General features: G+C 36.8%; 12 protein-coding genes. 4 read left to right on the top strand and 8 right to left on the bottom strand.

Features of this window, described 5'->3' with window-relative positions; genetic code table 11:
• Positions 1–819: 819 nt before the first annotated feature.
• The 5 genes from G601_RS21930 to G601_RS24680 form a co-directional block, all read right to left on the bottom strand.
• On the bottom strand, positions 820–2034 hold the full coding sequence (locus tag G601_RS21930; RefSeq protein WP_051205586.1) for an AAA family ATPase: 1215 nt from the start codon (positions 2032–2034) through the stop codon (positions 820–822).
• Between the two features lie 172 nt (positions 2035–2206).
• Complete coding sequence (locus tag G601_RS24685; protein WP_026664629.1) at positions 2207–3319, bottom strand: AAA family ATPase; 1113 nt, start codon at positions 3317–3319, stop codon at positions 2207–2209.
• 183 nt (positions 3320–3502) lie between these two features.
• The gene (locus G601_RS0104625; protein WP_026664628.1) at positions 3503–4777 is read right to left on the bottom strand and encodes a hypothetical protein; all 1275 of its coding nucleotides are present in this window, start codon (positions 4775–4777) and stop codon (positions 3503–3505) included.
• 241 nt (positions 4778–5018) lie between these two features.
• Entirely contained in the window at positions 5019–6020 is a 1002-nt protein-coding gene (locus G601_RS0104620; RefSeq protein ID WP_026664627.1) for a type II TA system antitoxin MqsA family protein, read from the bottom strand.
• 22 nt (positions 6021–6042) lie between these two features.
• Positions 6043–6411, bottom strand: coding sequence for a type II toxin-antitoxin system MqsR family toxin (locus G601_RS24680; protein WP_051205584.1), 369 nt, complete (start codon positions 6409–6411; stop codon positions 6043–6045).
• A gap of 271 nt (positions 6412–6682) precedes the next feature.
• Here G601_RS24680 and G601_RS0104610 point away from each other — a divergent pair, with 271 nt between their 5' ends.
• The 3 genes from G601_RS0104610 (at position 6683) to G601_RS0104600 (ending at position 10186) form a co-directional block, all read left to right on the top strand.
• Positions 6683–8155 (top strand): ISLre2 family transposase, encoded by a 1473-nt coding sequence (locus tag G601_RS0104610; protein ID WP_026664626.1) that lies wholly within the window; start codon positions 6683–6685, stop codon positions 8153–8155.
• Between the two features lie 404 nt (positions 8156–8559).
• Positions 8560–9249 (top strand): hypothetical protein, encoded by a 690-nt coding sequence (locus G601_RS0104605; RefSeq protein ID WP_026664625.1) that lies wholly within the window; start codon positions 8560–8562, stop codon positions 9247–9249.
• Positions 9250–9544: 295 nt separating this feature from the next.
• Positions 9545–10186 carry a flavin reductase gene (locus G601_RS0104600; RefSeq protein WP_026664624.1) on the top strand — a complete coding sequence of 214 codons (642 nt, stop codon included), beginning with the start codon at positions 9545–9547 and terminating at the stop codon, positions 10184–10186.
• Between the two features lie 90 nt (positions 10187–10276).
• Here G601_RS0104600 and pseB read toward each other — a convergent pair whose 3' ends face one another.
• Positions 10277–11278, bottom strand: a complete 1002-nt coding sequence (pseB, locus tag G601_RS0104595) for a UDP-N-acetylglucosamine 4,6-dehydratase (inverting) (RefSeq protein ID WP_026664623.1) — start codon at positions 11276–11278, stop codon at positions 10277–10279.
• Between the two features lie 158 nt (positions 11279–11436).
• Here pseB and pseC point away from each other — a divergent pair, with 158 nt between their 5' ends.
• Entirely contained in the window at positions 11437–12642 is a 1206-nt protein-coding gene (gene pseC, locus G601_RS0104590; RefSeq protein WP_026664622.1) for a UDP-4-amino-4,6-dideoxy-N-acetyl-beta-L-altrosamine transaminase, read from the top strand.
• A gap of 174 nt (positions 12643–12816) precedes the next feature.
• Here the strand turns inward: pseC and G601_RS0104585 are convergent, their stop codons facing one another.
• Both G601_RS0104585 and G601_RS0104580 read right to left on the bottom strand, forming a co-directional pair.
• Positions 12817–13554 carry a DUF4276 family protein gene (locus G601_RS0104585; RefSeq protein WP_026664621.1) on the bottom strand — a complete coding sequence of 246 codons (738 nt, stop codon included), beginning with the start codon at positions 13552–13554 and terminating at the stop codon, positions 12817–12819.
• Positions 13554–14720 carry an AAA family ATPase gene (locus G601_RS0104580; RefSeq protein WP_026664620.1) on the bottom strand — a complete coding sequence of 389 codons (1167 nt, stop codon included), beginning with the start codon at positions 14718–14720 and terminating at the stop codon, positions 13554–13556. Before G601_RS0104580 ends, G601_RS0104585 begins: the two co-directional genes overlap by 1 nt.
• Positions 14721–14751: the final 31 nt, after the last annotated feature.

Raw genomic sequence — 14751 nt, 5'->3', positions numbered from 1 at the left:
CCCTATGCCCAGCTTATCAGGCGGACGTTTGCAATCCGCTATATGAAGCGCCCTTAGCTAGGCGCACTGACAGGCCCAAGGTATTTATTGTTTTTATCATAGTCACAACCAAATTTGCAATTTACAGGATTATTTCTCTGTGGTAAACTTCTAAATCTAGGGTGTCACCAATTTTTGATGGTTGACGGTTAGCCCTCTTCTCGGAGGGACTGCGACCCTCCGTTTATATAATCTGTGAGTCAGGCATTTTATTATCCACACCAGAGCAGAAATAAAATAGGAGGGCTAAACCAATGGAAATAATCCTCGGAATAATCGCTGTGTTAAGCTTATGTCTTACCTGCTTTGCCGTTGGATACTCCATCGGCAAGGATATCAATAAAACGCAGAAATGACCGCCTAATCCCTGACAAAGATTGCTGAGCGGTCACATTTCTGCTTATCATAATTTGTTTGGGCTAACCGTCACGGTGACACCCTTTTTATTATTCTTACGCCTTAATCTTAGCATCTCGCCAGTCTGTTGTCAAATGGCAAAAATGCTCAGAAATTCAGTATTTATGCGTTGTTCATCCGTTTGTTAATAAACCTAAGCAATCCAAAACGCTTGTAATATTTTTGTATCATTATTAACATTTCCAAAATGGGGTCTGACCCCCGGTATAGTACCTATAGTACCCAGCCAAAACAATTTACCTGCTTATCAGTATAATTATTCACATTTTTCCAACGTCGTCATTATACCACATGCTCTGTAAAATACTTTCTCTGTTGCTCCCTCCAGGACAAAGGCTATTCCCCTTGTATACTCTCCCAAACTCAAACCACCTCCAAATAGCTCTCTAATATTTCAAATGAATCTGAGTCTCCGGATAAGAGTTCAAATAGATATTCACCTACTGAAAGCCCAAGATCACGTGCATTAGCTACGATATTTTTAACCTTATTCTTTTGAATTCTTCTAAACTCGGCTACACCATTGGCATTTGGAACACCGACATATATCTTCTCAGGTTTAAGGTATTGTACAAGATATGGAGAGTGGCTAGAAACAATAAGAGGTGCATCACCTAAAGCTTCATTGATTATCTCAAGCAAATTCTTAATCATTCGAGGATGAATGCTAGTCTCAATCTCTTCAACTCCAACTATTCCAGCTTTAACAAGATTTGCAACAAAAGCATTGGTTAGAAGCCAGATTGCTCTCTTTGTGCCTGTTGACATGTTAGCCATGCTGACAGGCTGATTCATAAATTCACTCTTCACAAATAATCTATAAACATGCTCTCTGATTTTGAACGGTATCTCTTTTTCCATTTCCTCAGGAGGCAGTTCCTTATCCCCAACTTTAACAGTAATATGCTGTTCCATATTCTGATCTGCCAAGGTAAATTCATTTAAGCCTATCGAGGCAAAGTCTGGAAACAACGTATATACCGCTTCCTCAAACAATTCATAAAGCTCCGGCTTTTTCTTTTTTAATGTAAACAAAGCTTTTGGAACATCTGCATCATCGAATCTTATAGAGTCTTCCTCATCCTCAATATATTCGAGTGGAGATGGCTGATATCTATCGCCAAGATCCAATGAAGAACAAACCCTAAAAGTAATGTCATGTATATCTTTAACTACACCTGAAATATCAATGTCATCCAAAAGAGCCAATACATCAATTGCCAGCTGTAGTTCATCTAGTTCAATCTTTCTATAGGCTACTGTGCTTTTGCCCTTTCGGTATTTTCCCTCGTTGCGCTTTAAGAAAGAATTATATCTGACGCTGGTATTTTCTCTTGCTTCAATCCATTCATCAGTAATCACTTCGCCAGAATTATCATCTCTGTGCCATTTAAACGAGAAACCGTATCTAACAAACTTATACTCCGCAAGCTCTTCATCGCAGAATTCCACCTCAAAATAATACTCATCATCCTGCATGATAGTACATAGAGGAATTCCTTTTATCCATGACATCATGTTTTTTCTGCCCTTACGTGACTCATGAATAAAATCAAAGCCAAAATCTATGGCCTCCATAAGATTAGCCTATCATCACAAATCCTTTACATAAATGTAGCTCCTACCCAAGCATTATTAATGTTACTTTTATAACAATGTTTAATTCATTTTTAAATATCCTCGTATTTCTATCAAAATAAAAAATGAATTAAACTTTTTGTGACTCATAAGTTTAATTCATTTTCATTAATTACTCAACTTCATCTAACATACCTCTTACTATCAGTTCAGAATAGGTAAATAAATCCTTATTATCCTTATTTTTTAATGGATCATCAACTATTGTACTTTCACCGGAAGACAGCCTGGATAACCAAATCCCATTTGCTACTGCAAAATAGTCTATGACTTCCGGGTTATGTGAAATCATCAGGCATTGTCCATTTTCTGATATCTCACTTTCTATTTCAGTACACCAGGGTTGTATCTCTCTAAGGGATAAATAATTATCAGGTTCATCCAGCAAAACTGTATACCCCTTCTTTATAAATCCGTAAAGTAGTAAATAAAGCGAAAATGTCATCCTTTCCCCATCCGACAGTTCGCTAAAACTGTAGGAACAAAGAACATCTTTATGTTGATACTCTGCCTCCAAACGCCTTCCAAATTGATTCACATTAATACGATATTTTCTTAAATCAGGGTATATTTCCTTAAGTGTATCCATAAGTTCAGAGTACACCTCCGGATCAGACTGAACAGCATATGCATATACCGATGCTATATTAGAAAAATTAACCTTTGCTCCTAATTCCTCATTTATAACAGTATCAACCATGGCCTTAGGATCTGGCGAGCAGAATATTATGCTATTTACTACAGATTTGAATCCGAAGATTAATGTATGGTTGTTATCAAACGGAGCATAGCTAACGCCTGATACTGATGAATCAGTAAGCACAGATGTCCCGGTAAAATCGTCATCAAAAAGGACAGCACTTCCTTTACTAAGCTGATATAATGTTTTCCCATCACAAGTAACCTTTTCCGAAATAATGGTACTTTGGTTCTTATATATATCCTGTTCTATTTCCACAACATAAGTAAACTTATGCGAAGTATCAGAAAGCCCTAATTCAAATGTCTGAATCTTGCTATTTGTCCACCTTGTCAATGTTAGAGGTGAAAAGAATAAACGCATAGCTTCTTTATTTCCCCTAATCAGTTCCAAAAGTGAAAACGTCAGCGAAAAGATGTTACTTTTTCCGCTGCCATTCTTCCCAAGAATAAGGTTCACCTGCTTAAATTCTATTTTAAAATTTACGAATGATTTGTAATTATTGGCATTTAAATAATCAATCATAGTTTATTCTTCCCTTCAACATATCCGATATTGCCATCCATCATACTCTCAAAATAATAGCTTATCATAATTATATAATCAGAATATCGTTTTTGAAAGGTACAATATACTCGTGATAATTTTTGAATTGCTTTTCGATTCGCTGAAGATGCGCACTTTTCCCTCTTCATTTAAACCGCCCTTTTATGCTATCTCACTTGAATTAATTATAATAAATTCTGCAATAGCCTTTACTAAAGGTATTTCCTTGTTCAATGCGCCTTCATCCCTATAAGGACGATATCGTTCCCGATTTTTCCCACTTTTGCTATGAATCAGTGCATTTCTAGTAAAATAAATCCTCTTCGAAATACTTGTGAATACTCCCTCCGAATCAGTCCATGGTATAATAGGTGCTCCTGCAAAGCCCACCTTATTATGCTGATAATAGTCTGTTATTCCAGCGTTGTCATTTTCAAGTTTATTTTTCAAGTCAGAAATATTTACATATTCCTGTATAACAAATTTGAGTGATTCTAATTCGTTTCCCTGACCAGTTTGATCATTCATATTCATTCTCTTTTTAACGAATGTAGCTAACTCATATACTTTATTCTCATTTTTATAAGAAAAATCCGGGTGCGTAAGCTTGTCAGTCAAATCCGAAACAAGTTTTCTTTTAAATATCTCATCATAAAAATATTCCATAATATGATAGAACGATATGTATTTAATATATTCATCCTTAGATGAACAAGCTATCCTATAATAGTCTACTACATCTGCAACATATTCCCTATGTGGTATTACATCTACATCTGAATCCTCTTTTCTTATACGTAGTCGCATGGGTTTTAATACAGAATCAATGTTTGGATATTCACTTATCGATGTGCCTGTCTTATAAATATATTCAAAAATATAAGCAGTTCTTAGTTTTTTAGATTTACATAAAGAATTATTATTGCTCATAATTTTAATAGAGTACTCTTTAATAATGAGTGGTAATATTTTTTTCCAATCTAGCTCTTTAATATTCTCATATCTGATAACATAACTTGCTCCCACCCTGAATTTCCTTGGCAAAATTTTTCTATCGCCATCATTTTTATGATAATCTATAAATTCATTAAGCAGATATATGCAGTATTCTATCGAACATATATCTATTTTATATATAATATTCCGTTCAGAATCTTCCGACTCAACCCAAAAATTATTACGCCTAACTTTATCATAATCCAGTTCTATAATAGATTCGTATATATTATTATCAATACATAATTCCAAACCATCTCTTTCACCTGAAACAACTCTATCATATATATCTTTTAATTCATCATTAAGTAAATAAAAAGTATCAGCTTCTCCATTTCCATAACCATGCAAATCAATTAGTACATCTTCATCGTTTTGTGTATCTAGCTTTTTTCCGAACCCTCTACAAATCATTTCCTTAATTTCATAAAATGAAGCCATTTATTTCATCCTCCTCTTTTCTATTTTGGTGCAAGGTAAGTTTAAAATGTATGCTGCTATCAAGCTCATCTATGACAAGTATCCTCCCCTGCTCAAATACTTCTATTAAATAGGACCAGTCACACTTGTACTGATCCTACTAAATCTCAGCTCCTCCTACACAAGGATAGGCGAGTAATTTAATTATATATTTGCTTTTGAGTATTTTATCTTGAACCAATTTAGAAAGCATATTTCCCCATCATTCTTTCATCTCCATCGCATACTTATATGAAATTTTCTCCAGATTAAGCGTACTCAAATATCCTTTTTCTTTATGAGAGTAATCAGAAATCTCCCTGGCAGACATCAAGCCAAATTTATTACATACAATCTCCAATACCTCCAGTTCATCCTCTGACAAAGAAGAGTATCTGCATTGATTAGTTCCATGCACTATCTCCCCTATCCCATAATGAGTGGCGACCTCCTCTATTCTAATATCTCCATTCTTTTCAATCAGTCCTAATAAAAGACTATATTCAGTCGGAACAGGTCCATAATGCTGATGAACATAATTCATTCCCGAAATGGATACGGTATAATTCCTAAAGAAATACATATCTGAATAAAACAAAAGCTTAAAAAGCTTTGTTTTGTATAAGTCAGTTATTCTATCCGCAAAATAGCAAATCATATTTGAGAATTTTTCAAAATCAAAATCCCTAAAACCACTATACTGATCTGGCTTAATATGAAGATAATCACCTAAATATTTAATCGAAAACAATTCTCTCTTTTCATTCTCATTATTTTTTGCTATTTTTTCTCTTATTGCATTAACGTCCCTTGGGGTCAGCTCTTCTTCTTTAATATCTAGCAATTCATCCATATTATCGGGGTTAGTCAACATACGCATAATATTGTTATGCGTATTATTCTGAATATCCCCTTTCTCATATCGAACGATTGTCGACTGAGAGCAGCCTATCAATACTGCAAGCGTACGTTGACTAAGTCCATACTTATTTCTAAGCTCTATAATTTCACTTGATGTCATCAATGCATGATTCTTCTTATACTTCAAAAAAGCTCTTTTTAAGTTTTCATCATCAAGTTTGAAATCAAATATCTCTTCCCCACAATCCTTGCAAACTTTTACATTTGCAAGAATTGTAGTATCCTCTCCATGTACAGGATATGTTTCCTCTTTGGATATAATCTCATAGTTCTTGTGATTACATTGCCGATTACCTTTATTCATCATACTTCCTTTATAATATAAATTAATACCTAAACACTAATGGGCGCTCCGCCTCATGAAACGATAGCACCAACATATTGTCATTTACTTTATGAACTATTTTGATATATATATCAATTTCATTTATTACGATTCCAAATTCCCAAACGCAGTCCTTTTCTCCAGTATCCCTATCATCTTCCGGTCCGCTTAAATAGTTCTCATAAGTAAGCTGTCTTAAATATGTCAAACATCCTGTCGCTGTTATTCCTAGTTTTGCGAACAAATCCATATTTTTTTTACGATTTGCCGCAATTTCTATTTTATCAGGGTCACTCAAAAGCAACTTGATTCTCACAAGTTCCAAATTTATGACCCATTTTTCGGCAGGAGGCGGTAAATTTTCTATCATGTGACACCTCCTCATATTGTATTTGTTGTAATGATATCATATAATATCAAGCAATTCAACATCTACTATTTATTGATATCTAATCCATCTCAAAAATATTAAGCGCTGTTTGACTTCCCCAATCAAACAACGCTCTTACTATAGCTTTAATTGTTTTGTCGTAGCTAGCGTAAAGTTTTTGTAGGATTAATTGAAAAAGGGGATTTCCTTCATGATATAGTTGATATTTGGGTGTGCAAGCCTAATAACAACTGAATGGAGGAGTCCCCTTGTGTTAAATAGTATACAGCATTTTATTGAGAATGGAGTACCAAATCTTCAGAAGGCATCAAAAGATTTCTCGGAGAATCCAATGGACTTTGCAGGATTTGTAAGCAGAGTGAGGAATGAAGCATTACAGATGGCATTGGACTACATCTCAGAGACACTTACAACCTGTAACCAGATCCTTAAAGACAGCCCTATTAGAAGAGAAAAATGGGAAGTGGTAAGGACAGATGAGAAAACCCTGATCACATCAATCGGAAAGGTTGTGTTCTCAAAGACTTTATTCAAAAACAAAGAAACCGGGGAAAGAAGATATCTTCTGGATGACATGCTAGAGTTTGATCCTCATGAAAGAATGTCAGAAGATGCCATAGCACAGCTTCTTTCAGAGACAGTACAGACTTCATACCGCAAAGGTGGAAAGGCTGCAAGTATCCTTGATGAAGTAAGCAAGGAAACTGTAAAGGATAAGATTCATGCGTTGGAGTTCCCTAAAGAACAGAAACGCAGAGGAAGAAAACGTAAGGTTGAATATCTGTATATAGAAGCTGATGAAGATCATGTATCTCTGCAGTTCCAAAAGAAAAAGGGTGATCTTCAAGTCAATCAGTATGGCAGAAAACTCAATGGAATGATAAACAAACTTATATATGTTCATGAAGGTATCGAAAAGGATGCGCCCAAAAGCACACGCCATCACCTCGTTAATGCCCATTATTTCTGCGGCGCATATGAAGGTAAGGCTAACAGTGATTTATGGGATGAGGTCTACACCTATATAGATAACAACTATGACATCAGCAGTATCAAGAGAATATATCTTGGTGCAGATGGTGGAGCGTGGATAAAAGCTGGCGGAAAGAGAATTAGTGGAATCACTTATATACTCGATGAATTTCATCTTAAGAAGTACCTGATAAAGATGACCAACCACATGAAGGACAGTGCCTATGATGCCAGGAAGGTTCTGTCAGAGACTATCAGAGACGGAAGTAAGGAAGACTTTCTGTCTGTAGTCGATATGCTTGAGTATCATGCTGAAAATACCAAGGAAAAGAAGTATATTCAGGAAGGCGCATCATATATCCTTGAAAACTGGTCTGCTGCAAAGATCAGGCTGAGATACAGAAGAATACCCGGATGTAGTACAGAAGGACATGTGAGTCATGTCCTTGCAAAAAGAATGAGTATGACTCCTATGGGATGGAGCCGTAAAGGCGCAGACAGAATGGCCAAGCTGAGCGCATATGCATGGAACAAAAAGGATATGCTCGAATTAGTGCGCCATCAGAAGACCATACTTCCTAAAGCTGCGGGTGCTGAAGAAATAACCACAGTAGTTGCAGAAGTTAGAAATACAATGCACAAGCAACCGGTATGGGGAAAATACTACGACAGCATGCAGGTAGAGCTTAGTGGCGAGATGAAGAAATGGATGAGCATAGGAATGTATAACTACATCTGGAAACTGTTCTAAAAGGTAGCCAGAGGCTGACGCCTCTGCCCTTGAATAAAGTGCGCTGGAGCGCACAATTATCCTTGATCTGCTTGACTACAGACTATCTGTCAGGAAATGTCTGTCAACCCCAAAGCCGCTACGCGGTGCGCTCTGCTCAGGGTTGACTGATATTTCCTGACAGATAAAGTAGTCAACAAGCAGACCAAGGATTAAAAATGACAGCCTTGAACTGTCATCTTACCAAGCGATATAATGAGTAAGGTTTGAACATCTGAACTAATCACAGGGGATATCCACCCTTTCAAATCCTACAGTAAATTTACGCCGTCTTTGTCGTATTTAGTTTTTGGCTAAAAGTGAAAGTGTGATATCATTGGATTTATCTGGTGAATTATTTTTCTATTAAAATTAGGATGTTGAAAATGGATACGACAGCAAATGTAGTTACTGACAGAGTTTATACAGGGGGACAAATAGCCAGTATTGGTTTTGAACAGCAAGATCTGGTTGGCATAAAATATGCATTCAAGTACCTGGATGCTGAAAATGGTCTGGATGAAATATCTTTTGAGACGGAAAATGATTTTGTTATCGTCTTAAAGGATTCTACTAAAATAAGTGCGCAGGTTAAAATAAAAGCTTTATCAATTACTCTCATTAAATCATTGCAGAAGGATTTAGATCTTTCTCAAAAAAATATAATAATTGGTTCATATGAGGATGAGGATTTTAGAAATCTACGACAAAAAAAAGAAGCTGTGATTGCAATGCTTCAGGGCAAAACCTTCGAAAAAGATAAAATAATGGCTGGTTGGACAGAGCACTGTAACAGACTTGGGTTGGACCCAAACTTCGTCCTTTCTGTAGATTTTGATACTGTAGATCCAAAAGGGAAATATGACAACGCTATTGGAGCCATAGCAGCATGGGCAGATAAAAGGAAAATGATAATCGATGCAAATGGATTGCTGAAAGACCTGGAGGTACATGTAAAGCACTGTCGTTGTAATCGAGCTAGCTTATCTGAAAAAGAAATAAAAAATATTATTGCTGAGCATGGAACTGTGAAATATGAAAGTGGAATTATCACTCCTTCCAATAATCTATCATAAACCAAGCGTTTCATTGCATTTATCCACCTTTCTAAGATGATTTTACATTTTTACAAGCGAATTTCTAATAATCTCACACATTTTTACGAGCGAAAAATTTTTATTTTCTACATTTTTTCAAATGAATAACTTAAACTACCTGTACCATTTATAATATAATAGTAATGTAATTATTCACTTTTCTACAAAACCGGAGATTTTTCAATGATAAAAATCAGTGGTATGTGGTTCAATCTTCTGACTCTTTGAAGGAATGAAAAAATCCACAGCTAACACAATCAAAGGAGGCTCTATCATGACAGAATTCGACAACAAAGCAATGTACAAGCTATCGTATGGTCTTTTTGTATGTACTGCGGTTAATGGTGAAAAGAAAAACGGCTGCATCATCAATACTGCTATTCAGGTGGCTTCTGACCCGAATAGAATCTCTATTGCTGTAAACAAGGCCAACTACACTCATAACATGATAAAGGAGACAGGCCTTTGCAATATATCTGTTATCAGTAAAGATGCCTCTTTTGACCTGTTCAAGCACTTCGGTTTCCAGTCAGGAAGAGATGTGGATAAATTTGACAGCTCATTCCCTGCCTCATCCTATGCTATAGCTGAAAATGGTATTCCCTACATCACTGCCGGAACCAATGCATATTTTTCTCTAAAGGTTGAAAAAGAAGTAGACCTTGGTTCTCACACTTTATTCATCTGCGAACCTACTTTTATGACTGTGCTATCAGATACTTCTTCCTGCACTTACGAGTTCTATCAGAGTGACATCAAGCCAAAGCCTGAGAAAGTGGGTACAACTCCAAAAGGAGAAACTGTCTGGAGATGCCGGATCTGCGGCTACGAATATGTTGGGGAAGAACTTCCTGATGATTTCATTTGTCCAATCTGTAAGCATCCAAAAGAAGACTTTGAGAAAATAGTACGTTAATATGACCATAAGAAAATAGCAACTAAGTGGCATTTATTTACCATTTAGTTGCTATTTTTATAAAAAGCTGTTTATGATACTTTCTTCTTATCAATGATCAACAGCTTCACTAAGTCTGTTTCTAATGTCCTCTACGCTCATCCACTGTGTGTTATTACCTGAACTATAGTAGAAGTCATCTGCTACTTTCTTACCCTTCGGGTCAGGCTGCTGTCTGTCGTTAAACACAACCTGAGGATAAACAATATAGTGCTTATCAAATTCATAAGTAAAGGGGGCATCCTCTACTGTTACCATGCATTCGTCAAGCTTCTCACCGGGTCTTATTCCAACCTCAGTTGTAGCAATTCCGGGATACATAGCCTCTGCAAGGTCCTTAACATTGAAGGAAGGAATCTTACTGATAAAGGTTTCACCGCCCTTAGCTTCATCAAGTGCCTTGAGAACAAGCTCAACACCCTCAGGAAGGCTGATCCAGAAACGTGTCATTCTGTAATCGGTTATGGGAAGCTCCTTCTCTCCATTTTCAACAAGTCTCTTAAACAGCGGAATGATAGAACCACGACTACCTGCTACGTTACCATATCTTACTATTGAGAAGTTGATATCCTTATTGCCTGCATAGGCATTAGCTGCTATGAAGAGCTTATCAGATACCATCTTGGTAGCCCCGTAGAGGTTAACAGGATTAACTGCCTTGTCAGTACTAAGTGCAACCACACGCTTTACACCTGTGTTAAGAGCTGCATTTATAACATTCTGAGCTCCGTTTACATTGGTCTTGATTGCTTCATCCGGATTGTACTCACAGGCGGGAACCTGCTTAAGCGCAGCTGCGTGGATGACATAATCTACACCTTCCATAGCGCGCTCCATACGGGCTGCATCCCTTACATCACCGATGAAAAATCTCATCTGATCTGCATGCTCTCTATATACCTTCTCGTTGGCCATTGTGAACTGTTTATACTCATCACGAGAATATACTATTATCTTCTTAGGATTGTAATGTTCAAGTAAATACTCTGTGAAGCAATGTCCGAAAGAACCTGTTCCTCCTGTCACGAGTATTGTTTTATCATCTAATCTCATTTTCTACCTCTTTTATATATCTTGATTAAACTAAATCTAAATTATTGTAGCACATAATTTGAATCACTTTCCATACTTTGATAAAATATGTTGAAAAGCTTGGCAGATACTTAATCTGTATCTGCCACCAATTTATATAAAAAAGAGGACATTATATTATGGATAAACCGGCTATACTTGGCGGAACACCAATCCGCAAGGACAAGATATATTACGGATCACAGTGCATTACCAGCGAAGATGTTGAGGCAGTCTCCAAGACTCTCACAAGTCCCTTTATAACCTGCGGTCCCAAGGTTGATGAGGCAGAGGAGAAGCTCTGCAAAATCACCGGCGCAAAATATGCAATCGCCATGACCAATGATACTGCTGCACTTCATGCAGCCTGCTTTATTGCAGGAGTTGGCCCCGGGGATGAGGTTATCACAACACCCCTTACCTTCATGGCCAGCGCTAACTGTGCATTATACTGCGGTGCAAAGCCTGTCTTTGCAGATATCAATCCTGAGACCTATGAAATAGACCCTAAGAGCATAAGGGAGAAGATCACAGATAAGACTAAGGCTATAGTAGCTGTGGATTATACAGGACAGGTGGTTGAAGCTGATGAGATTAAAAAGATCTGTGAGGAATACAACCTGGTATTTATCGAGGATGCAGCTCACTCTATTGGTTCTAAGTACAATGGTAAGCCCGTTGGCTCTTTTGCGGATATCACTACCTTCTCATTCCATCCTGTAAAAACCGTTACAGCAGGTGAAGGCGGCGCTCTTCTTACCAACAATGAAGAATATGCAAGAAAAGCATACCTATTCCGTTCCCATGGCATGGAACATGACCATTCAAAATTCATGACTCCTGCTGATGAGGATAACGTAGGTATCTGGTACTATGAGCAGCAGCTTCTTGGTATGAACCTCAGAATGACTGATATTCAGGCAGCTCTGTTATCAAGCCAGCTTGATAAGCTTGACAGATTTGTTCAGAGAAGAAAGGAAATCGTTGAGAAGTATAATGCTGCATTTGCCGATGTTCCTGAAATCATAGTCCAAAAGGACATTCCGGAATCAGACTCCTCAAGGCACCTCTACGTCATACAGCTTGACCTTGATAAGCTGACCTGCACACGCCGTGAATTCTTCGATGCCATGAGCGCAGAGAATGTTCAGTGTCAGGTTCACTATATTCCGGTGTATTGGATGCCCCTTTATCAGCAGATGGGTTATGAAAAAGGTCTATGTCCCGTATGCGAAAAAATATACAGCAGAATAATGAGTATCCCGCTGTATCCTAAGCTTACAGATGAGGATGTTGATGATGTAATCGCAGCTGTTAAGAAGCTTGTTAATTATTACAGAAAATAAAAAAGTTGAAGCCGCAATCCGATGGGTTGCGGCTTCTATCAATATATAAGTTTTTCTATTTTAACCTAAAGTCCCGTCATTTTATACCAAGGTTTGATCATGTCGGGACATTTACACCCATGAACTCATAGAGTTCACACTGCTTTGCTGTTATCTCAGATAGATGACCTTTTCCTAGCAGTTCCTTTCCAACAAGTTACAGTATTCTTCATAAAATGCTCCAAAACTAATTGAACACGTTCTTTTCAATTCTGCAATATCCGTTTCATCAGCTATTTTACAAAAATCTTCTGCTGTAACATTATAGTCTGAATACTTCTTATCAGATAGTTTTATTACTCGATCAAGCACATTCTTAGGATAATTACTTCTAGGATCGTTCTTACTCCCCCACAACAGCTCTGGTCGTCCGAGATAACTACTTTCTTTTATATTTATGCTCAAAGCGTTTTCAATAGCTCTTTTATCTCCAAGTATCCATGCCTCTATCATACGAAGAGCTACCATTGGAATAGCATCAACATCTAATAACGTCAATCCCTGCGCAATCTCATCATGAACCTTCTGAAACTGCCGTTGTGCTTGTCTCTCATCATTCTGTGTATGCGAATCTTTATCTGCATCACAATAATAAATACCATGATTAAGATTATTTTCTTTGATTTTAATTGCAAATTTTCTAGCTGGTATAGCCTTACCTTCTAACCCACGCATCGATCTATGAAGTTGAACTCTTTTTATGTCTTCTCTTTCAATGGGATAAAGTTCAATAATTCTATTCTTTTCCTCAGCTATCTTGTTTATATATACAGCTATTGGTCCCCAATCCCATTCATCTGTCCCATATTTTCTCTTACCATAGTCGGTGCTTCCTTCACCCGTTACAGCTATCTTAATCACATGCTGTTCCATCAAATGTATTCCTTCTCCATATCTGTATTAAGAATTATTTCACCTGGGTACATGTATTCCATCTTTTGTCTAAACTTTTCATTATTTAGTACTCTTTCTGATGCCGTAAAACCATCTTTTTTTCGATATATAAGTATCATATCTTCAGGATCTACATAGTCCATAATTACCGTACTATGCGTAGTTATTATCATCTGCATATGCTTCTCTTTGCATGTATTTGATAATAGTCTGATAAGTTTTTCAGCATACTCAGAATTAATACCATTTTCTATTTCATCAAGCATAAAAACCGCGCCTGGCACAGATATCTCAGAAATTGCTACAAACGCTAATAACCTAATCATTCCGTCGCTCATTTCTTTAGAATTAATCTTTACTGTAGCATTCCCAAATTGCTCTTCTGCATTTATCTGTGTCCATCCAGGCTGACCTTTGGTCTCAGTACTAACATCCGTAATCTGACTATCTAAAAGCCACCTGACTTTGTCCATAAACCTGTTTTTCTGTTCGGTATTCATTCTCTTTATAACCGAAGGTAGATTTTTACCATTTGCCTCAATAGTATTTGAAATCCCTCTACTACTAAGACGCATATTCTCTGGCGTAAGTAATTCAAAGGATTTGATCTTATCTAATTGATCTATGAGCAACTCTAGCCTGTAATCAACATCATCTGTATTTCTTAAATTCTTAAGAATAGAAGAACTTAATTTTAACCCAAACCAATTTTGGACATTCTGAGGATTCTTATTTACAGCAACTTTCACATAATTACCGCTACTACTGTATTCCAAGAGGATTTCATCATCTGCAACTACCCTTTCAGAGAACAAAGTTATTTCATTTTTCGTTGTATATGCTATTGCAACCAAATTCCATTCAATTATATGTTGTTTTCCTTCACTATCAGGCAACATAAAATGAACATCAAAATACAATCTATTTGAATTACCAAGCTTGGATTTTACACTTTCTACCCTCCAGCCTCGACGTTCTAGCCAAATCCCAAAGTCATCTTTTGTAGAAGAGCAAATAAAGTCTATTGCCTGCAATACTGAACTTTTACCTGTGAAATTTTTACCTATCAAAACAGTCAGATCATTAAAATCTAATGACACATCAACTAATGACTTGAAGTTTTCTATGTGTATTCCAGTAATCATCTCTATTCCTTTCGTAAACTATATTATCTAT

The organism is Butyrivibrio sp. FC2001, assembly GCF_000424125.1.
In the GTDB taxonomy this organism is placed as follows: domain Bacteria; phylum Bacillota; class Clostridia; order Lachnospirales; family Lachnospiraceae; genus Butyrivibrio.
Note: the sequence above shows the minus strand (reverse complement) of the source record. Positions and strands in the feature narration are given on the sequence as shown.

What these genes read in the sequence shown, in the direction of transcription:
- G601_RS21930 (WP_051205586.1), bottom strand. Translation starts at nt 2,034, where the DNA reads ATGGAGGCCATAGATTTTGGCTTTGATTTTATTCATGAGTCACGTAAG.
- G601_RS24685 (WP_026664629.1), bottom strand. Translation starts at nt 3,319, where the DNA reads ATGATTGATTATTTAAATGCCAATAATTACAAATCATTCGTAAATTTT.
- G601_RS0104625 (WP_026664628.1), bottom strand. Translation starts at nt 4,777, where the DNA reads ATGGCTTCATTTTATGAAATTAAGGAAATGATTTGTAGAGGGTTCGGA.
- G601_RS0104620 (WP_026664627.1), bottom strand. Translation starts at nt 6,020, where the DNA reads ATGAATAAAGGTAATCGGCAATGTAATCACAAGAACTATGAGATTATA.
- G601_RS24680 (WP_051205584.1), bottom strand. Translation starts at nt 6,411, where the DNA reads ATGATAGAAAATTTACCGCCTCCTGCCGAAAAATGGGTCATAAATTTG.
- G601_RS0104605 (WP_026664625.1), top strand. Translation starts at nt 8,560, where the DNA reads ATGGATACGACAGCAAATGTAGTTACTGACAGAGTTTATACAGGGGGA.
- G601_RS0104600 (WP_026664624.1), top strand. Translation starts at nt 9,545, where the DNA reads ATGACAGAATTCGACAACAAAGCAATGTACAAGCTATCGTATGGTCTT.
- pseB (WP_026664623.1), bottom strand. Translation starts at nt 11,278, where the DNA reads ATGAGATTAGATGATAAAACAATACTCGTGACAGGAGGAACAGGTTCT.
- pseC (WP_026664622.1), top strand. Translation starts at nt 11,437, where the DNA reads ATGGATAAACCGGCTATACTTGGCGGAACACCAATCCGCAAGGACAAG.
- G601_RS0104585 (WP_026664621.1), bottom strand. Translation starts at nt 13,554, where the DNA reads ATGGAACAGCATGTGATTAAGATAGCTGTAACGGGTGAAGGAAGCACC.
- G601_RS0104580 (WP_026664620.1), bottom strand. Translation starts at nt 14,720, where the DNA reads ATGATTACTGGAATACACATAGAAAACTTCAAGTCATTAGTTGATGTG.